The 19142-nt window shown below is 36.6% G+C and carries 16 protein-coding genes; 11 read left to right on the plus strand and 5 right to left on the minus strand.

The window, feature by feature from the left end:
- Nucleotides 1–89: 89 nt before the first annotated feature.
- Together B8967_RS16945 and B8967_RS16950 are read left to right on the plus strand one after the other, a co-directional pair.
- Nucleotides 90–611: an NAD(P)H-dependent oxidoreductase gene (locus tag B8967_RS16945; protein WP_047493104.1), complete on the plus strand. Its 522-nt coding sequence runs from the start codon at nt 90–92 to the stop codon at nt 609–611.
- A gap of 3 nt (nt 612–614) precedes the next feature.
- The gene (locus tag B8967_RS16950; protein ID WP_084086835.1) at nt 615–2501 is read left to right on the plus strand and encodes a monovalent cation:proton antiporter-2 (CPA2) family protein; all 1887 of its coding nucleotides are present in this window, start codon (nt 615–617) and stop codon (nt 2499–2501) included.
- A gap of 1 nt (nt 2502) precedes the next feature.
- On the opposite strand, the gene B8967_RS16955 is transcribed toward B8967_RS16950, so the two are convergent.
- Entirely contained in the window at nt 2503–3318 is an 816-nt protein-coding gene (locus tag B8967_RS16955; protein WP_047493099.1) for a GIN domain-containing protein, read from the minus strand.
- Nucleotides 3319–3818: 500 nt separating this feature from the next.
- Here B8967_RS16955 and B8967_RS16960 point away from each other — a divergent pair, with 500 nt between their 5' ends.
- From B8967_RS16960 to B8967_RS16970, 3 genes are all read left to right on the plus strand, one after another.
- Complete coding sequence (locus B8967_RS16960; RefSeq protein ID WP_084086836.1) at nt 3819–5960, plus strand: M3 family metallopeptidase; 2142 nt, start codon at nt 3819–3821, stop codon at nt 5958–5960.
- A 139-nt stretch (nt 5961–6099) separates the two neighbouring features.
- Nucleotides 6100–6480, plus strand: coding sequence for a YchJ family protein (locus B8967_RS16965; RefSeq protein WP_047493094.1), 381 nt, complete (start codon nt 6100–6102; stop codon nt 6478–6480).
- Between the two features lies 1 nt (nt 6481).
- Nucleotides 6482–7075 carry a hypothetical protein gene (locus B8967_RS16970; protein ID WP_084086837.1) on the plus strand — a complete coding sequence of 198 codons (594 nt, stop codon included), beginning with the start codon at nt 6482–6484 and terminating at the stop codon, nt 7073–7075.
- A 329-nt stretch (nt 7076–7404) separates the two neighbouring features.
- Here the strand turns inward: B8967_RS16970 and B8967_RS16975 are convergent, their stop codons facing one another.
- Entirely contained in the window at nt 7405–7905 is a 501-nt protein-coding gene (locus tag B8967_RS16975; RefSeq protein ID WP_084086838.1) for an FKBP-type peptidyl-prolyl cis-trans isomerase, read from the minus strand.
- Between the two features lie 117 nt (nt 7906–8022).
- Nucleotides 8023–8274: a VF530 family protein gene (locus tag B8967_RS16980; protein ID WP_047493085.1), complete on the minus strand. Its 252-nt coding sequence runs from the start codon at nt 8272–8274 to the stop codon at nt 8023–8025.
- A 122-nt stretch (nt 8275–8396) separates the two neighbouring features.
- Here B8967_RS16980 and B8967_RS22565 point away from each other — a divergent pair, with 122 nt between their 5' ends.
- The 3 genes from B8967_RS22565 to B8967_RS16990 all read left to right on the plus strand — a co-directional run bounded on the left by B8967_RS22565 (nt 8397) and on the right by B8967_RS16990 (nt 12923).
- On the plus strand, nt 8397–8549 hold the full coding sequence (locus B8967_RS22565; RefSeq protein WP_179140080.1) for a hypothetical protein: 153 nt from the start codon (nt 8397–8399) through the stop codon (nt 8547–8549).
- A gap of 129 nt (nt 8550–8678) precedes the next feature.
- Nucleotides 8679–9884 (plus strand): metallophosphoesterase family protein, encoded by a 1206-nt coding sequence (locus B8967_RS16985; protein WP_084086839.1) that lies wholly within the window; start codon nt 8679–8681, stop codon nt 9882–9884.
- A gap of 3 nt (nt 9885–9887) precedes the next feature.
- Complete coding sequence (locus tag B8967_RS16990) at nt 9888–12923, plus strand: AAA family ATPase (RefSeq protein WP_084086840.1); 3036 nt, start codon at nt 9888–9890, stop codon at nt 12921–12923.
- An 87-nt stretch (nt 12924–13010) separates the two neighbouring features.
- On the opposite strand, the gene B8967_RS16995 is transcribed toward B8967_RS16990, so the two are convergent.
- Nucleotides 13011–14036, minus strand: a complete 1026-nt coding sequence (locus B8967_RS16995; RefSeq protein WP_084086841.1) for an LLM class flavin-dependent oxidoreductase — start codon at nt 14034–14036, stop codon at nt 13011–13013.
- A 152-nt stretch (nt 14037–14188) separates the two neighbouring features.
- On the opposite strand from B8967_RS16995, the gene B8967_RS17000 reads away from it, so the two are divergent.
- Entirely contained in the window at nt 14189–14995 is an 807-nt protein-coding gene (locus B8967_RS17000; RefSeq protein WP_084086842.1) for a hypothetical protein, read from the plus strand.
- A gap of 55 nt (nt 14996–15050) precedes the next feature.
- Here the strand turns inward: B8967_RS17000 and B8967_RS17005 are convergent, their stop codons facing one another.
- Nucleotides 15051–17189, minus strand: coding sequence for a S9 family peptidase (locus tag B8967_RS17005; RefSeq protein ID WP_410493788.1), 2139 nt, complete (start codon nt 17187–17189; stop codon nt 15051–15053).
- 473 nt (nt 17190–17662) lie between these two features.
- On the opposite strand from B8967_RS17005, the gene B8967_RS17010 reads away from it, so the two are divergent.
- Both B8967_RS17010 and ygiD read left to right on the plus strand, forming a co-directional pair.
- Nucleotides 17663–18175: a YceI family protein gene (locus B8967_RS17010; protein ID WP_047493066.1), complete on the plus strand. Its 513-nt coding sequence runs from the start codon at nt 17663–17665 to the stop codon at nt 18173–18175.
- 82 nt (nt 18176–18257) lie between these two features.
- A complete protein-coding gene (gene ygiD, locus B8967_RS17015; RefSeq protein ID WP_084086867.1) occupies nt 18258–19085 on the plus strand; it encodes a 4,5-DOPA-extradiol-dioxygenase in 828 nt (275 codons plus the stop codon).
- Nucleotides 19086–19142 lie beyond the last annotated feature (57 nt).

The following is a 19142-nucleotide window of genomic DNA, read 5'->3' on the forward strand; positions in this document are numbered from 1 at the left end:
TGCCTTTTCCATATTAAAAAATTAATAAATCAAACCAAAACCTACCTTTTATTCATTATTTTTTTACTATATTTACTGAAAACAGGATTATGAAGAAGACGCTGGTAGTATTTGCTCACCCTTATCTGGAGCACTCTAATTCGAATGTAGAGCTCATCAATTTCTACGTTCGCCACCAGCATTATACCTTACGAGATCTTTATGAAGAATATCCTGATTTTCATATCGCCGCCTTCAGAGAGAGAAAACGTCTTGCCAACTATGACCGCTTTGTCTTCCAGTTCCCACTGATATGGTTTGGAATGCCTCCATTATTAAGATTGTGGATCGATGAAGTTTTCGATAGAGATTGGCTTCAGCCGGGAAAAAATAATCCTTTAGAAAATAAAGAAGTTTATATCCTGATCACTACCGGAGGAAAGGAAAGATCTTTCAGCAAAACAGGAACGTATGAATACACCGTTGATGAACTGATCAGCGGACTGATCGTTTCTTTAAAGGTTTTCAAAGCAGATATCAAACATATTAAGATTGTTTACGAAGCCAATAAGCTTTCAAAAAAAGAAATCATTTTACATAAAAAAGAATTTACAGAACTTCTCAACCAATAGAATATGGAATCCAGTTTAGCAATGAACACATTACTTTTCCTAGGTGTAGCTATTATCATGGTTCCACTGGCCCGAAAATTTGGCCTAAGTTCTGTGATCGGTTATATTTTAGGGGGGATCATCATTGGTCCTTATGTTCTCAGGCTTACAGGAAATAATGTAAATGATATTATGCACGCCAGTGAATTTGGAGTGATCATGCTCTTATTTCTGGTAGGACTTGAGCTGGAACCGCGAAAATTTTGGGATATGCGTAAGAAAATCATGGGCCTGGGCCTCACGCAAATGGTACTTACGATTTCTTTACTTTTTGTGATATTCATCAGTGTGGGTTGGAGAGTAGATAAGGCCGTAGCCGTGGCCATGTGTTTTGCTCTTTCTTCTACAGCAATTGTACTGCAGACTTTACAGGAAAAAAACAGTTTTAAAACAACAGCAGGAGAAGCTTCATTCTCTACCTTGCTATTTCAGGATATTTCGGTAATTCCTATTCTGGCTATACTTCCCATCATTGCCAACTACAAAGCGAAACATCATGATAATGAAATTCAGATTCTGATTCAAAAACTTCCGGAGTGGCTTCAGGCCGGAACAGTAATTATAGGAGTAGCTCTGTTGATTTTATTAGGAAGATATGTATTTGTTCCTTTTTTACGTTATGTTTCAAAATCAGGAATGACAGAACTCTTAACTGCCTCTTCCCTATTTTTAGTGATTGGTGTTTCTGAGCTGATGATCGTTATTGGTCTTTCTCCCGCATTGGGTGCCTTTCTTGCCGGAGTAATGCTGGCCAACAGTGAATTCCGTCATGAGCTTGAAGCACAGATCAATCCTTTTAAAGGTCTTTTATTGGCTGTATTTTTTGTGAGTGTAGGCTCTACCATCAATTTTAATATTATCCAGCAGGATCCTTTATTTATATTTAGTACCGTTTTTGCAGTGGTAACGGTAAAATTTATTGTCTTATACGCTATCGGGAAGTTTTTCAGGATAGATACTCCACAAAGCCTTTTCTACGCATTTGCGCTTTCCCAGGTGGGAGAATTTGCCTTTGTCCTGATCAATTATGCTTCGGACCTTTATCTGTTGAGCCCCGAACTGAATGCACAATTAATGGCTGTTACAGCAATTACCATGTGCATCACTCCTATCCTTCTTATTGTAAATGATAAGTTTATTACCCCAAAATTCATTAAAGAAATTCCTGAGGAGGAACATGATTTCAATATTCTGGACAGTGATGTGAGTCAAAAGAAAATTATTATTGTAGGTTTCGGACATTTTGGAAGTACCGTGGGACGTCTTTTAAAGGCAAACAAAATGTCAGCAACAGTTCTGGACAGAGATTCAGACCGTGTAAAGCTGCTGAGAAGTTATGGTTTTAAAGTATATTACGGTGATGCTACCAGAATACCAATTTTAAGGGCAGCAGGTATTGAAGACGCCGAAATTCTGATCCTATGTCTGGATGATCCCGATGACAATAAATTCATTGCCGAACTTGTTCGTGAACATTATCCGGGGGTGAAGATCTTTGTAAGAGCAAAAAACAGAATTGATGCTTATAATTACCTGAATAACGGAATCAATCATATTTATCGGGAAACATTAGGTACCGCGGTAGATATGGCTGTAGATGTACTTCATGAAGCAGGGATGAGAAAATATGCCGCCAGACGTCTTGGCCAAAGATTTATGGCTATTGATAAGGCTTCTATCAGAAAACTGGCAAGGGCAAAGGATGATGATGATATAGCATTATTTACGACAAAAGAAATCCTCCAGCGAGAGGAGGAATTATTAGCTTATGATAATCTTAATTTTGATAATAAAAATTGGGAAGGATCCTCATCTGCTGATGAAGAAGATGAGGAAGAATCCCAGGATTAATTTATTGAATATTTACACTTCCGCCACTACTTTCTTCTTTAGTAACATTTTTAAGTTCTCCTTTTTTAGTAATATCTACACTTCCACCTGATGAAGCACTTGCTTTTACACTCGTAACAGCACTAATCTGAACGCTTGCCCCACTTGAAGCCTCAGCCTCTACATTATCTGCAATAACGCTTCTTGCCGATATGCTGCTTCCTGAAGAAGAATTGATATCTGCATGTTTAGCCTTACCTGAAATTTCAATACTGGATCCTGATGAAGATTCTATATCAAGGTTGACAGCCCAGATTTTTCCACTGAAATTACTGCTGCTACCTGCTGTAATCTCAAAATCATTAGCTTCCAGATCCCCGGAAACACTTCCTGCACTGGATATCTCAATATCTGTTTTTTCCTGAGTAAATTTATCCTTTACCGTTATTTTTGCGGCTGATCCTGCAATCAGTTTTGTAAAGTCTTTGGTATAAATTTTTGCAGTCACCTTATTGATATTCATCACTCTGATCCCCGGCTTATAATGAATATGAAGCTTTCCTCCTTCATTGTCCACAAGAATCTCATTAATGATACTTTGAGGAGCCGAAATAACAACTTTCTCTGTTTCAGATTTTATTACCTCAGCATCAATCGCCTGAGAAACCTGAATTTCATCAAAATCACCATTAAATTCCTTTTGCTGTACCGGTCCGCTATCTTTATTGATCACTTTATCTACCCAATCACCTTTTTCTCTGTTTTTTTTCTCATGTCTTTCATTACACGAGGCCAATACCACTAAGGCAGAAAAAATAAAAAGAGTCCTTTTTTTCATGTTTATTTATTTTATAGATTATTACTTTGATCGTATTATTTAACAACAACTAAATTATGAAAAATATTACATCTTCTTCAAAAATCCTGTTATTGCTCATCACTAAATGATGAATGCCTAAGTTTATTTTACCAATTGTTTAATTTTATTTTATTTAAAAAGGCTCTTAAACTCTTCAATAAAAACACAAAACATCAGACACTTGAGTGGTTTTTACGTCACATGCACAGGGCATACATAAGTACACCATTTTTTTTCGAAAATCTTTGATTTTCTTCTTGTATCAACTTTTTATATAACATCATTTTAAAATAATTAAAGTGTTTAGAATAAAAGCTTTTCTTACATTTATGGATAAAATATATCCAACATTCCTGTGAAGTAAAAAGTGAAGCCAGCTTTGAAAATACCTATACCGTCTTTTCACTAAATACATTTAAGCAAAATACATTCTATGATGCAAGTTTTTAATATCTTTATACTTTAATAACAACTATTTTATGAAGAATATTTCATCGGTATTATTAATTTCTGCTTTGGCGTTTAATCAATCTTGTACCACAATGAAACCAACTGATACTCAGCAGGAACTTCCTGCACCGGATCCCTCTTTATCTTCCAATCCTTTCATGAAGAAAAGTAAACTTCAATATGAAGCTCCGGAATTTGATAAAATTAAAAATGAACATTTTAAACCTGCTTTTGATTTTGGGTTAAAACAGCATGAAGCTGAAATTGTAAAAATTGCAAATAATCCAGCTACTGCTACTTTCGAAAATACTATTGTAGCATTGGAAAAAAGTGGTGAAGTCCTGAGAAGGGCACAAATTGTTTTTTCAAATCTTACCAGTGCCAATACCAATCCTACACTACAAGCCCTGGATGAGGAATATGCTCCTATCTTTGCTGCGCATTCCGACAAAATGTACCTGAATGAAAATCTTTATAAAAGAATAAAATCCATCAAAGAAGAGGGGCTGGATTCTGAAAGTAAAAGACTTGTACAATATTATAAACAAAATTTTGAGATTGCAGGAGCTAATCTTTCTGCAGCGGATAAAGAGAAATTAAAGCAATTCAATCAGGAGCTGGCTTCTCTTTCCACTCAATATGCCAATAAATTGCTGGAAGCAAGAAAGCAAGGGGGTGTCTTCTTTTCTGACGCAAAAGAACTGGATGGACTTTCTGCGGATGAAATTGCTGCAGCAGCAGCCGATGCCAAAACTGCAGGCCAGCCCGGAAAATACCTTTTGGCTTTACAGAATACTACACAGCAGCCTCTTCTACAAAACTTAAAAAACAGAGCTACCAGAGAAAAACTGTTTAAGGCTTCATGGACAAGAGCAGAAAAGGGTGATGCCAACGATACCAGAGAAACCATTGAAAAACTGGCTAAACTCAGACTTAAAAAAGCTCAGATTTTAGGTAAAAAGAATTACGCTGAATGGAAACTTCAGGATCAGATGGCAAAAACTCCGGAAGCAGCTACCAAGCTGATGAATCAGGTGGCCACTCCTGCCGTGGAAACAGCCAGACAGGAAGCCAAGGATATCCAGGATCTTATCGATCAGCAGAAAGGAGGTTTCAAAGTAGAACCATGGGACTGGACTTTCTATGCAGAACAGGTAAGAAAAGCGAAATTTGATCTTGATGAAAGTGAAATAAAGCCTTATTTTGAAATCACAACAGTTCTGGAAAAGGGAGTTTTCTTTGCTGCTGAAAAATTCTATGGACTGACATTTAAAAAGAGAACTGACCTTCCTGTTTATCATCCTGATGTAGTTACTTATGAAGTTTTTGATCATGATGGAAAATCTATTGCGATCTATTATCTGGATTTCTATACAAGAGATTCTAAAAATGGAGGGGCATGGATGAGCAACTTTGTAGAGCAGTCTTATCTGATGGGAACAAAACCAGTGATTGTAAACTGCTATAATTATCAGAAACCAGCTCCTGGAAAACCATCATTAATTAGCTATGATGATGTTTCCACTATTTTCCATGAATTTGGTCACTCTATCCACGGGATGTTTGCAAGTCAGAAATATCCTTCTCTTTCAGGAACCAATGTGCCGAGAGATTTTGTAGAGTTCCCTTCACAAATTAACGAACACTGGGCATTAGATCCGGTTGTCTTAAAAAATTATGCCGTTCATTTTGAAACAAAACAGCCTATTCCACAGGCTTTGGTAGAAAAGATTAAAAAAGCTTCTACCTTCAACCAGGGGTATATGACCACAGAATTGGTTTCTGCTGCAGCGTTGGATATGGACTGGCATTCTGTAACCAATGACAGCCAGCTGATCCCTGTTTTGGATTTTGAAAAACAGTCCTTAACTAATCATGGATTCACGTTATCAACCGTTCCTCCAAGATACCATACTCCTTATTTCGCTCACATTTGGGGCGGTGGCTACTCAGCAGGATATTATGCTTATTTATGGTCTGAAACATTAGATAATGATGCATGGGAATGGATTAAAAATAATGGCGGATTAACCAGAGAAAACGGTGACCGCTTCAGAAAATATATTCTTTCTGTAGGAAATTCTGTAGATCTTAACCAGGCATTCAGAGATTTCACAGGACATGATCCGGATATCAAACCTTTATTAAGAAACAGAGGGTTTATTAAATAAAACAATCAGACGTATTCTTTAGGAATGCGTCTTTTTTTTATGTTTTACCCAATCACTTATTTATTCATCTTTTTTAACGGACTAAGCCTGTTTCTATTGATATTTATTATTTTTGTGGCTCAAATTTAAAACCAGATATATGGATTGTCCCTGTTGCTCAGGAAAAACCTATGAAGAATGCTGTAAGCCTTATCATACCGGAGAAAAACATGCTCCCACTGCAGAAGCATTGATGCGTTCCCGATTTTCGGCATTCGCTATTCCGAATGGTGAATATCTAATGGAAACCACTCTTCCCGGAAAAAGGAAATACCACAATACCCGCGATCTTCAGGAGTGGGGAGAAATCAACCAATGGACCCGACTGGAAATTATCCGGACACCCGCTTTAAATCAGGTAGAATTTAAAGCCTACTATACCGATGAGGATGGACATCCACAAATTCACCATGAATTTTCCATGTTCCAAAAAATGCATGAACGTTGGTATTATGTTTCTGGTGAATTTTTAAACTCATGATATGAAAAAGAATATTATATACACTCTGCTATTTCTGCTTTGCAGCTTTAGCTTTTCCAATGCCCAGACTGCTGATGACAAAAAGCAGATTACTTTAGCTGTTACGGATATTTTAAATGGTTTTCAGACTAAAAACGGAGACCTTATGAACCAATATATCAATCCCACTTATGGAGTTGGTGTTCTTTTTAAAAGCAGTGGTGATCTGGGATTTGTTTTAAATGAAGATGTAAATTTCAGTATGCCATTAGGGTACATTCAAAAGGCATGGAACATTAAAAATCAATTTCCGATTCAGTTTGAAGCAGCACCTGCCTATGATTCGGGAAATAAAAAATGGAAAAAAGAAGGCTTATCTGTTCAGTTCAACTCTAATGCGGTCAATGACTATGCAGACAAATTCCTGGAACAGTATTCTATAAAGGATCAGGAAATTTTTAAAATTAATACGGACCCTAAAAATGTAGTTTGTGTAACACTTGCTGAAAATACTAAAGAAAAGGCTCCTATCAATGGATTGAGATTTTTCATGACCAAAATAGATACCAAGTGGTTCCTGACGCTTATTGACGTTACGGAATATGACGCCGAATAGATAAGATAATAGGTGGAGTAATTAATGCGCAAACCATCCGTCTGAGATTTGCACCCTTCCGGTGGAGAGGGAATGGGTCAGGCATTTTATTCATTCTTAATCTTATAATAAAAATAAACCACAGTTGAGTTCTGTGGTTTATTTTTTTATCTCGATACCAATTCTTACCCAGAATCTCTTTTTCAAAAACTTCAGGAAAAAACAGATACCGGAATTATCTGCAAAGCATTTTATGATGATCAGATTCGTCTTCGGAAGAAAATATAATCACTGATCATATGAGTATGACAAAAAAAATGTCCGAAAAAATCGGACATTTATATTATGTTTTAGTGAGCTTCAGTTCCGTCAATTCCATGAGCATGGCCATGTGACAATTCTTCTTCTGTTGCCGGACGTGTATTTAAAATTTCCACCTGGAAATCTAAAACTTTACCTGCCATTGGGTGGTTAAGGTCAGCCACTACAACTTCCGGTGTTACTTCTACTACAAATGCCTGGAAATTATTTCCCTGATTATCAGATAGAGGTAAAATAGCTCCTACAGGTGGAGTTCCTGATTCTTTAAACATCTCAATAGGTAATTGAGCAATAGCATCCGGTTGTTTTTCACCATAAGCATCTTCAGCCTGGATTGTAAAAGCTGCTTTATCACCAGCTTTCAAACCAAGGATATTTTCTTCAAATTTTGGAATCATCATTCCCACACCATACAAAAATGTAAGTGGATTTTCTGGTGCTGTTTCTTCTACAAGAATCTTACTTCCATCCTCTTCGATCGTGTGAAGTATGTAACTTACAGCTACAACATGGTTGTTTTCAATTGTCATATTTTTCCTTTTTTTCGTGTATCTTATTCACGATTAATAATACAAATATACTATTTTTGAAATGATTGCTTAGAGGAAAAGAGGTAAAAGGAGAATCTTACAGCAATATCCTGGCTTCTACTTTCCACTCTTCGTTTCGTCTCTTTTTTTCTGTCTCAGCATAAAGAGATACAAACTTTCAACTTTTGTTCTTGCCCACGGCGTCTTCCGTAAAAACTTCAGTGAAGAAGTGATACTCGGATTATCCGTAAAACATTTTATATTGATTTGTTTTCCCAATTCCTCAAAACCCTGATAGTATTCTACCAGTTCTTCAAGGATAGCATCAAGCCTTTTTCCGTGTAAAGGATCTTTTGATTTTTCTTCCATAACGCAGTAAAATTAAAATATTTTATCAGACTTACCGACTAAAATTGTTTAAACTCTTAATCTTTAGTATTTTTGATGAGGCTATTTCTTACCCATAAAAAAATTATTCGTTACAAAAAGATATGAGCAAAAATAACGAAGCAAACAGGAAAAAAAATAAAAAGAAAATTGATCAGAAAAAACGTAAAATACAAAATGCTGAAGCAGAAAGGAAAGCACGTTTAAAACAAATTCATGAAGATTTCCAGGCAAAAGAAGCCGATCATAATCTATAGAATTCGTTCATTACCAAACCTAATGGGGTTTAAATATTGTTCTGTATTTTATAGTTCACATCCAGGTTTTAGTTCAATCAATTTGAATTATACCATTTCATATTTCCTTTAAACAATGATAAACTTTTTATGAAAATTCTGCATACCGCCGACTGGCATTTAGGAAAACGACTGGACCGCTTTTCCCGTCTGGAAGAGCAAATTCTGGTCATGGAAGAGATTATCGGCATTGCTGATGAAGAAAACATTGATCTTGTCATTGTTGCGGGTGACCTTTTTGATAATTTTAATCCGGGAGTAGAAGCTACTGAGCTATTGTATAAAACCCTGAAACGTTTATCTCAAAATGGTAAACGTCCTGTGATTGCTATTTCCGGAAACCATGACTCTCCCAACCTCATCGATGCTCCCGATCCTTTAGCCAGAGAATGTGGAATTATTCTGATAGGCCATCCCAAAGCAGAAGTTATTCCTTTTGAAACCGAACATTTTAAAATTCTGAATTCAAGAGAAGGTTTTATCGAATTGGCTATTCAAAATATAAATTTTCCTGTAAGAGTTCTTCATACACCTTATGCCAATGAGATCCGTTTAAAAGAATATTTTGGTGAAAATAAAGAAGAAGAAATCAATAAAGTGCTTTCACAGATGTGGAAAAATCTTGCTGACGAATATTGTGATGAGCAGGGAATTAACCTTCTGACCGCTCATTTGTATATGAATAAAAGAGGAGCTGAAATTCTGGAGGAACCAGAAGGAGAAAAGCCCATTAAAATTGGCAATGCAGATCTGATCTATTCGGATGCCATTCCTGAGCAAATTCAATATACGGCTTTAGGACATTTGCATAGTTTTCAGAATATAGGAACGTCAGAAAAACCAGTTGTATACTCTTCTTCCCCTTTATGTTATAGTTTTAGTGAGGCAGGACAAACAAAATATGTTTCCATTATGGAAGCGTTTCCGGGAAAAAATATTTCTTTTGAAAAGAAGGCGCTGAAAAATGGAAGGACATTGGTAAGGAAATCTTTTACCTCTGTGGAAGATACCGTTCGGTGGCTGAATGAAAACCCGAATACGTTTATTGAACTGACTTTGGAAAGTGAAACCTTCCTAACAGCTGATGAAAGAAAGATGATCTACCAGTCTCATTCCGGTATCGTTCATCTTATTCCAAAAATCAAAAACAGTGAAATGACCGGACAAGAGCACTATGAAATCAATTTAAATCAAGATATAGGAATATTGTTCAAAGATTATTTTAAAACCAAAAATGGAGGACAGGAAGCCAATGAAGAGCTTATGGATTTGTTTAACGAAATTTTAAATGCCTAAATTATGATTCCCATTCAACTCACACTTGAAGGTTTATACTCTTACCAGGAGCGTCAGACTATAGACTTTAAAAATCTCACTGATGCAGGGCTGTTTGGGATTTTCGGTGCTGTAGGATCCGGTAAATCATCGGTTCTTGAAGCTATTTCATTTGCTCTATATGGTGAAACGGAGCGTCTGAATATGCGTGATAAAAGGGCTTATAATATGATGAACTTAAAGTCAAACAGTTCTTATATAGAATTTGATTTTATCAATTATGAGAATAAGCTGTTTCGTGCGACAAGAGATTTCCGACGTAATTCTAAAAAATTTGAAGATGTAAAGCCTTATTCTGTCACTTTTTACGAGAATATTGACAACAAATGGATTCCATTAGATCATTCTAATGCAGAAACTATCATTGGTTTAAGCTACGCCAATTTTAAACGCACCATTATTATTCCACAGGGACAGTTTAAGGAATTCCTTGAATTAGGGGCTGCGGACAGAACCAATATGATGAAGGAGATTTTTAATCTTCAAAAATTTGACCTTCAAAACAATGTTTCTTCACTCAATGTAAAAAACAGGTCTGAGCTGGACCAGCTTGAAGGTCAGCTAAAAGGTTTTGAGGAAATCAATGAAGAGAATATTCAGCTTCAAAAAGGGATTTTAACGGAAGAACAAAAAAAACTGGGTGAATCAAATGAAAAATTTGAGAAAATCTCTTATACATATCAGCAGCTAAAAAACTTAAAAACGGATTTTGAAAGTTTAAAACTGAATACGGTAAAATTCACAGAGCTCTCTGAGCAGAAACCTGAAATAGATGCTCTGGAAGTACAGACCAATTTATATGACCGTGTTTTCAGGCTTTTTAATCCATTGATTACTGAGAGCAATAAGCTTTCCAAAGAAGTGGCAGCCAAACAAAACGAAAAAGAGCTGCAGCATAAAACTTTACAGGAAACCGAAAAAGCTTTTAATATTATAAAAGATCAGCTTATTGTACTGGAGCCTAAGTTTCAGGCATTGGAACAATCCCGGATACAGGAAAATGACCTTAGTCTGATTATACAGCTCTTCACCTACTCCAGAGAAATCGAAGAGCTGAATAAAAGGACCCAAAATGGAGCTGAAAAAGTAAAAGAAGCAGGCATGAGCCAGGAAAATATTCAAAAAAAGATTGATGAATTTTCCAAGCATCTTAAGGCCCTCAAGGAACAGAAACTTGATTCGGCATTGCTTTCTGAAGTGGGCAATTGGTTTATTCACCGGAAAAATTTAAAAAAATCACAGCAGGAGCAAGCTGAAAAGATTGAAAGACATCAAAAGCAGATTGGGGAAATTACGGAAGAATTAAAACCTTTTGCCTATCATGAAAATTTCAAAGAAGATTTCAAATCCAGGAAAGAGGCATTAGAAATAAAGAAAAAGGAACTTTCTCAAAAACTGGATCATCTTAAGATCCAAAAAGAACTTTCCCGTTTTGCCAATGAACTTCATGATGGTGAAAACTGTCCTCTTTGTGGTTCTAAAGAGCATCCTCATATTGTAGAAATTCAGGATGTAAATACTGAGCTTCAGGAAATTCAGGACTGCATTACCGCTATCGATCAGGAAGTCCTGAAAAATCAAAGGATAGAAGCTGAAATTGAGAAAATCCTGGATCGTAAAAAGATTTTTGAAGAACAGCTTCTTGCGGAGCAGAAAGCACTCCTTCAGATTCAAAGGGATATTGAAGTTCATACCCAACAATTCCATTGGAAACCATTCTCTCCGGATCAGGAAGATGAATTTGAGAAAAAACGGGCCGATTCTTTTGCCTTAGAAAAAACAATTGAAGAAGCTGACAGAAATATAGCCATGGAGCGGGAAGCTCTGGAAAAGGCAACGCAGCTTTTGGAGAAATATAAAGTTCTGCTAAACGATTTAAAGGACAAGGAGCTCAGCAAACAGGAACAGATCAATGTCAGCCGTTCTCATCTTAAAATTCTTGATTGGAACCTGTATACCCACAAAAGGGTGGATGAGGTTGAAGAAGCGTATCAGAAGTTGGTTGTATCCAACAAAGAAACGGAAGAAAATTATCAGAAAGCCATCCAGCAGGAAAAGATACTGATTCCAAAACTGGCTGAACAAAAAACCATTGTCAATCAGTCTGAAAAGCAAATGGCAGCACTTGAAAAGGAAATTTCTGAAAATAAAGCCAGTATTGCAAATGGCTTGGCAGAGCAAAATTTCACTGAGTTTAAAGAGGTCGAAAATATTTTACTGCTGGAAATCAATATTGAGCACAACAGAAATCAAATTCAGAAATTTAAAATTGATTTTGAAACTTTAAAGAAATTTATTGAAGAGCTGGAATTAAAGCTTAAAGGTCTTTCGTTTAACGATGAACAGTTTTCTCTGACTGAAAAATTGTTTAATGAGGCTCAGGGCGAGCAGAAACAGATCAGCGATTCTGTGGTAACAAAGACAGCTGAAATAGAGCGGCTGGAAAAAGAATATGTAAAGAAAGAAGAACTTCTGAAAAAACTTACAAAGCTTCAGAAACGTTCTGAAAATCTAAAAGTCATGATCAACCTGTTCAAGGGAGCCGGTTTTGTGCAGTATGTCTCTTCTATTTATTTAAGACAGCTTTGTGATCATGCCAATCTGCGTTTTCATCGGATGACAAGAAATCAGCTGAGTCTGCAGCTTAATGAAAATAATGATTTTGAGATCATAGATTACCTCAACGAAGGTAGAAGCAGAAGTGTAAAAACACTTTCAGGCGGACAAGCATTCCAGGTTTCATTAAGCCTTGCATTGGCTTTAGCGGAGAGTGTTCAGGCGAACGCTCAGGCAGATAAAAATTTCTTTTTTATCGATGAAGGTTTTGGAACTCAGGATACTGAATCGGTAAATATTGTGTTTGAAACTCTTACCAACCTGATGAAAGAGAACAGAATTGTGGGAATTATATCTCACGTAGAAGAACTTAAAGAGAAGATTCCTACAGCACTCACTATTATCAAAGATGAGGAAAGAGGAAGCCTCATTGAAATTGTCTGACCCTATATTTGAGAACCACAAATCGAAGTTTCAACATAGTTAAAAGTCACAAAAGTATTTAAACACTTTTGTGACTTTATGGTTAAATTACAGGTTTTGTACCAATGGTTTTACTTCTTTCCCGAATAGTTCAATAGATTTCATTACCAGCTCATGAGCAGGATCTCCGATATCCATATGTCCGATAAACCTTGTAATTCCAAAAATCTCTTTCATATAAGCAATTTTATCGGCTACTTCGGAAGGACTACCAATGAACAAGGCTCCTTCTTTGTTTCTTCCCCCATCGTACTGCATTTTAGTATAAGGAGCCCATCCTCTTGAGGCCCCTATCCTATCCATCTGAGATTTATAGGTGTGGAAATATCCGTCTACTACATTTTGATCATCACTCACAAAAGTATGGGAATGAACAGCAATCTGCATTTTGGATACATCATGTCCTGCTTTCTGGTATTCCTGCTTGTAAAACTCAATCAAATTTTTAAACTGGATCGGCATTCCTCCGATAATAGCTACCACCAAAGGCATTCCCAATTGAGCAGCACTCAATACGGATTGAGGAGTTCCTCCTACGGCTCTCCAGATCGAAAGTTTCCCATCATTTTTTGCCCTTGGATACACGGTCTGATTTTGCATTGGTGCCCGAAGTTTTCCTGACCAGGTAACATTTTCTTCTGAATTAATCTTTAATAACAACTCCAGTTTTTCATCAAAAAGCTCCTCATAGTCATTCAATGAATAACCATATAACGGGAATGATTCTATGAAGCTTCCACGGCCTACAAATATTTCTGCTCTTCCGTCTGAAATAAGATCTAAGGTTGAAAAATCTTCATAAACCTTTACCGGCTCTGAAGAACTTAACACAGTCACCCCGCTTGCCAATTTTATATTTTTTGTAATACTTGCTGCAGCTGCCAATACCATTTCAGGAGAAGAAACAGCATAATCCGGACGATGGTGTTCTCCCATGGCGAAGACATCGATTCCTACTTCATCCATCAATTTTACCTGTTCCAAAATTTCACGAATCTTAGTTCCTGCATCTCTATATTTTCCGGGGGACTGATCAAAAGCCAGGTCACCAAACATTCCTATTCCTAATTCCATATTGTTGATTTTATATACACAAAATTACAGGAATAAAAAGTCAAAAACATTGATGTTTGTTAAGAACGACACCCTCCATTTTTATAAAAAAACTAAATCAGGGTTCTTCATATAAACTTGCTATATTTGAGAGATAACTATAACTTAAAAATATGAAACATCTGATTTCACTATTCCTTCTTCTATTAGTCAACATATATTCATCGCAGCGTAAAACTGAAATTTATGTCATTGGGAATATCCATGACAGTGTTCCTAATTACCATCCTAAAATCCTGTTTGACATTCTTGAAAAAATAAAACCGGATATTACGCTTCATGAAGTTGACAGTAAGGGAATGAAAGAGTATGAAACCAGTAATACTTCTAAAGAGAATGAAATCACTGCAACAAATTTATATCTTAAAAAGCATCCCAACACATTAAGGTTTCCTTTTGATTTTGAAGGCAGAAATCAATACCGGAAAGATAAAGGAATGGTACCTACAGATAACCTGTCTGTAAAATTGATTGACAGTTTATATAAAGCCAAACAATTGTCATCTGCTGAAATAAAACGATATGAGGACTTTCTTACTACCACTAAAGAGTTAATGAAAATCGCTGAACTATCTCCGGAAAACTTCAACAATACAACAACGGATAAAATTTCTGAAAGAAGGCAGAATGCTCAGTATTCAGGATTAATACAAATCACAGATGAAAGACCGGAATTTGCAAACAGGTATGTTACAAAACCTAACGGTGAAAAAATAAGCTATAGAGATGGGTTTAAATTGATGTCCGGGTTCTGGGATCTTAGAAATCAAACAATGGCTAAAAATATTTACACGATAGCTGAGAAATATCCTCATAAAAAAATAGTGGTTTTAACAGGTTTTTTACATCGGTATTATATATTGAAAGAACTCAACAGACTGAATAAAGGGAGCTATGTCATCAAAGAATTTTATGATTAATATATCACATCTACTATAAATAAAAAACCAGCCTAAAATAGGCTGGTTTTTATTATTATTTTTTCAGGTACTGATCAAAATAATCTGTAATCTTCTGCATCAGGTGAACCCTGTCTTTTCCGATCACATTATGCGGATGTCCCGGATAAGTAAAATAATCCAACTGAACCCCGTTATCAACAGCAGATTTGATGAATTTTATAGAATGCTGCCATACTACGACGTCATCCTGCGCTCCGTGGATCATCAATAATTTTCCTTTAAGGTTCTGTACTTTATCTAAAAGATTAGCCGCAGCATATCCCTGTGGATTTTCCTGTGGTGTATCCATATATCTTTCTCCATACATAATTTCGTACATGCTCCAGTCGATCACCGGTCCTCCGGCAACTCCTACTTTAAAAACATCCGGCTTACGAAGCATAAAGCTCGTAGTCATAAACCCTCCAAAGCTCCAGCCATGGATTCCCATTTTTGTTCCATCCACATAAGGAAGGGATTTCAGGTAGTCTACTCCTTTCATCTGGTCATTCATTTCGGTAGTTCCCAGATTTCTGAATACAGCCTGCTCAAACTTCATTCCGCGGTTAGAAGAACCTCTACCATCCATGGTAAAGATGATATATCCATTCTGAGCCATATATTCATACCAAAGGTTTCCTGAAGCCGGGAAAGTATTTGTTATCAGCTGCAGGTGCGGACCATTGTACAGATAAACAATGGTAGGATACTTTTTATTAGGATCAAAATTTGTTGGAAGGATGATCTTTCCGTATAAAGGTGTTCCGTCATCAGCTTTCAATTCTACATTTTTAATTTCAGGTCTCTGATAATTTTTCAATGTATTCTCTGCTGTAAAAATATTCGTAGACTTTAAGTTATTGGTATTAATAATATTTCCAACTCTTGGAGAATTGGCATTACTATAGACATCATACAGATAATTTCCGTCGCTGCTCAATACACCGGCATGCATTCCTTCTGCATCATCCAGTCGCTGCATTTTGAAGTTGGTCCAATTGATCTTATACAAATGTCTTTCCAGAGGAGTTTCTTTTGTTGACGTAAAATAAATCTCTTTCTTCTTTTCATTAAACCCTAAAATATCGGTTACCAGCCAGTCTCCTTTTGTAATCTGGGCAACCAATCCTTTTTCCAAGCTATAATGGAACAGGTGATTATACCCTGTTCTCTGGCTTTGCCAGATAAAGTCTGTATTGGAATTTGGGAAGAACGTAAGTGGATGCTGTGGTTCAACATATTTGCTGTCGGTCTCTTCAAATAAAGTCTTTATCAGTTCTCCGGTAGAGGCATCATATTGATTCATTTTCATATGATTCTGTCCTCTGTTCAGAACAGCCACAAAAATGTATTTTGAATCCGGACTCCAGGTAACAGCAGTTAAGTACTGATCTTTTTCGCCTTCAACTTTCAGAAAAGTTGTTGACTGGGTTTTAATATTAAAAACGCCTAATGTTACCTGATGAGAAGTCTGACCTGCCATCGGGTACTTAATATTGTGGTTTACAGCAGGTGTTACAGACCAATCTATGATCGGATAATCTGCCACCATAGACTGATCCATTTTGTAGAAAGCTACACTTTCAGAGTTGGGAGCAGGAAAAATTCCGGTATCGATGCCGAATTCATTCCTGTGAACAGCCTGTCCACTGATGATATTTTCGTTTGCTTCATTAGTAACCGCAATAGTTTTTCCGTTTTTACTCACAAACAGGTTATTCTTTGCTGTAAAAGCGAAAGTCTGGCCATCACCAAACATTTTTATGTTGGAGGCATCTTTATCTACAGGAGTCTGATTTTTCACTTTCCAGTCATTTCCTGATTTTTCAATCCAGAACATTTTACCGTCTTTGCTAAAATAACCATTTGAATTCCCGGAAAACTTAATCTGAGGTACAGCGTTCAGTTTGTCATTGGCAAACTGTCTGTTCAGCTGTGTTAAAGACACCAAAGTATCTTGTTTATTGGTTTTCAGATCTGTAACCAAATACCCTCCTTTCACGGATTGGATATAGGATTTCCCGTCTGCAGACCATGAAAATTGTGAAATATTTTTCACGGCAAGATTGGTTCTCATCCCATTTACAGCCTCCGCCATGGTAAACTTCTGTGTCTGGGCGAATGCAGTATTCCCCAAAACCAGCATCAATAAAGAAAATTTATATAATTTCATTGCGTAAAATTGAATCCATCAAAAATAAGAAATAAAAACCATCCGTTAAGAAATGTTAAATTAAAACATTCATAAAAAGGAATTAATGAATTAAATGAAATTATTCCTTAACTTAATACTAAGATTTGTGGAGGGTTGCTGGGGAAATGTAAAGGTGTAAAATGAATGATGGATTTTGCATATAGATAGAGACTGCTTCATCATTCTGTTCTTTGTAAAGATGATGTGAACCCTAGCCCCGATAGTAACGGTTACCCCGCAGCACGCATTGAAGACTGGGTTTTGGACGCTGGAATGTATGGGGCGAGGAGTAAGAGTGGATAGCGGGAAAAAGCTCCCTTAAAAAAGAAATAATTATCAAAAGGAATCATAATTTTACATATACGTTGCATTTCTTATCCTATATCAATGTTCCGTATATGCTCCCTATCCTACATTTGCATTATTAATAACAAACAAAAAATAAAAATACAATGGCAACAAAATGGAACCTAGACCCAACGCATAGTGAGATTACTTTCAAAGTAAAACATATGATGATTTCTAATGTAAAAGGAAGTTTCAGAACCTTCACTGCAGAAATTGAAGCGGAGGATGATACTTTCGCCAATGCAAAAACTACCGCTACTATTCAGACGGATTCTGTTTTTACCAATAATACAGACAGAGATAATCACTTAAAATCTGCCGAGTTCTTCAATGCTGAACAACATCCAACGATTACTTTTGATTCTCAGGCTCTGAATGATCAGGTAGTAGGAAATCTTACAATCAATGGGATTACAAAACCTGTAACTTTAGATGTAGATTTCGGAGGAATCAATGTTGACCCTTGGGGAAATACAAAAGCAGGATTCTCTTTTGAAGGAAAAATAAGCAGAAAAGATTTCGGATTAAACTGGAATGCAGCTTTAGAAGCAGGAGGAGTAATGGTAAGTGATGATGTAAAAGTAGCTGGAGAATTACAGTTTGTAAAGCAAGCATAATTTTTCAATATATTTTGTGAAAGGTTCAGGGATTTTACTAAAAACCTTGAACCTTTTATTTTTTTATGATTATTCAAAATTTATGAACCTCAACGATCTACAAAACATAAGTGAAAATTTCCAAAGCACTCAGCGAATGCCTGTTCTATTTTTGGGACACGGCTCTCCTATGAATGCCATTGAAGAAAACCAGTTTGTACAGGGATTCCGAAAAGCGGCTACGGAAATTCCCAGGCCTAATGCTATCCTGTGTATTTCTGCACACTGGTATACGGAAGGAACGTTTGTCACCGCCATGGAAATGCCGAAAACCATTCATGATTTTTATGGTTTTCCGAAAGAATTATTTGACGTACAGTATCCTGCTCCCGGAAATCCGGAACTTGCTGCGGAAACTGCAGAGCTATTATTACCCTTGGAGGTTGAAGAAGACCATAACTGGGGACTGGATCATGGGGCATGGTCAGTCATCAGACATATGTATCCTGAAGCTGATATTCCGGTCATTCAACTGAGTATTGATTATACCAAGCCTCCGCAATATCATTATGATCTGGCTAAAAGGCTTCATAAACTCCGTGAAAAAGGAATTCTGATCATAGGAAGTGGAAATATTGTTCATAACCTGCGTTTAATCGACTGGAAAAATATCAATACGGTGGGTGCCGGCTGGGATTGGGCAGTGGAAGCGAGGGAAAAAACCAATAACTGGCTTCTTGACGGTAATTTCCAGCCTATTATTGATTATCAGAAACAAGGAACATTTTTAGAATATGCCGTACCTACGCCCGATCACTATCTTCCCCTTATCTATACCCTGGGGTTGAAAGACCGGTCTGAACACTTATCTTTATTTAATGACGAACTTATTGGAGGTTCACTAAGTATGACAAGTGTGAGAATTGGATAGTATTCTTGTATATAAAAATAAAACCCCCTCCACCTAAACGGCTGAGGGGGTTTATTT

It is taken from the genome of Chryseobacterium sp. YR221 (genome assembly GCF_900176315.1).
GTDB lineage: Bacteria > Bacteroidota > Bacteroidia > Flavobacteriales > Weeksellaceae > Chryseobacterium > Chryseobacterium rhizosphaerae.

Coding starts and splice junctions, on each gene's coding strand:
- B8967_RS16945 (WP_047493104.1), top strand. CDS start 90: ATGAAGAAGACGCTGGTAGTATTTGCTCACCCTTATCTGGAGCACTCT.
- B8967_RS16950 (WP_084086835.1), top strand. CDS start 615: ATGGAATCCAGTTTAGCAATGAACACATTACTTTTCCTAGGTGTAGCT.
- B8967_RS16955 (WP_047493099.1), bottom strand. CDS start 3,318: ATGAAAAAAAGGACTCTTTTTATTTTTTCTGCCTTAGTGGTATTGGCC.
- B8967_RS16960 (WP_084086836.1), top strand. CDS start 3,819: ATGAAGAATATTTCATCGGTATTATTAATTTCTGCTTTGGCGTTTAAT.
- B8967_RS16965 (WP_047493094.1), top strand. CDS start 6,100: ATGGATTGTCCCTGTTGCTCAGGAAAAACCTATGAAGAATGCTGTAAG.
- B8967_RS16970 (WP_084086837.1), top strand. CDS start 6,482: ATGAAAAAGAATATTATATACACTCTGCTATTTCTGCTTTGCAGCTTT.
- B8967_RS16975 (WP_084086838.1), bottom strand. CDS start 7,905: ATGACAATTGAAAACAACCATGTTGTAGCTGTAAGTTACATACTTCAC.
- B8967_RS16980 (WP_047493085.1), bottom strand. CDS start 8,274: ATGGAAGAAAAATCAAAAGATCCTTTACACGGAAAAAGGCTTGATGCT.
- B8967_RS22565 (WP_179140080.1), top strand. CDS start 8,397: ATGAGCAAAAATAACGAAGCAAACAGGAAAAAAAATAAAAAGAAAATT.
- B8967_RS16985 (WP_084086839.1), top strand. CDS start 8,679: ATGAAAATTCTGCATACCGCCGACTGGCATTTAGGAAAACGACTGGAC.
- B8967_RS16990 (WP_084086840.1), top strand. CDS start 9,888: ATGATTCCCATTCAACTCACACTTGAAGGTTTATACTCTTACCAGGAG.
- B8967_RS16995 (WP_084086841.1), bottom strand. CDS start 14,036: ATGGAATTAGGAATAGGAATGTTTGGTGACCTGGCTTTTGATCAGTCC.
- B8967_RS17000 (WP_084086842.1), top strand. CDS start 14,189: ATGAAACATCTGATTTCACTATTCCTTCTTCTATTAGTCAACATATAT.
- B8967_RS17005 (WP_410493788.1), bottom strand. CDS start 17,189: ATGAAATTATATAAATTTTCTTTATTGATGCTGGTTTTGGGGAATACT.
- B8967_RS17010 (WP_047493066.1), top strand. CDS start 17,663: ATGGCAACAAAATGGAACCTAGACCCAACGCATAGTGAGATTACTTTC.
- ygiD (WP_084086867.1), top strand. CDS start 18,258: ATGAACCTCAACGATCTACAAAACATAAGTGAAAATTTCCAAAGCACT.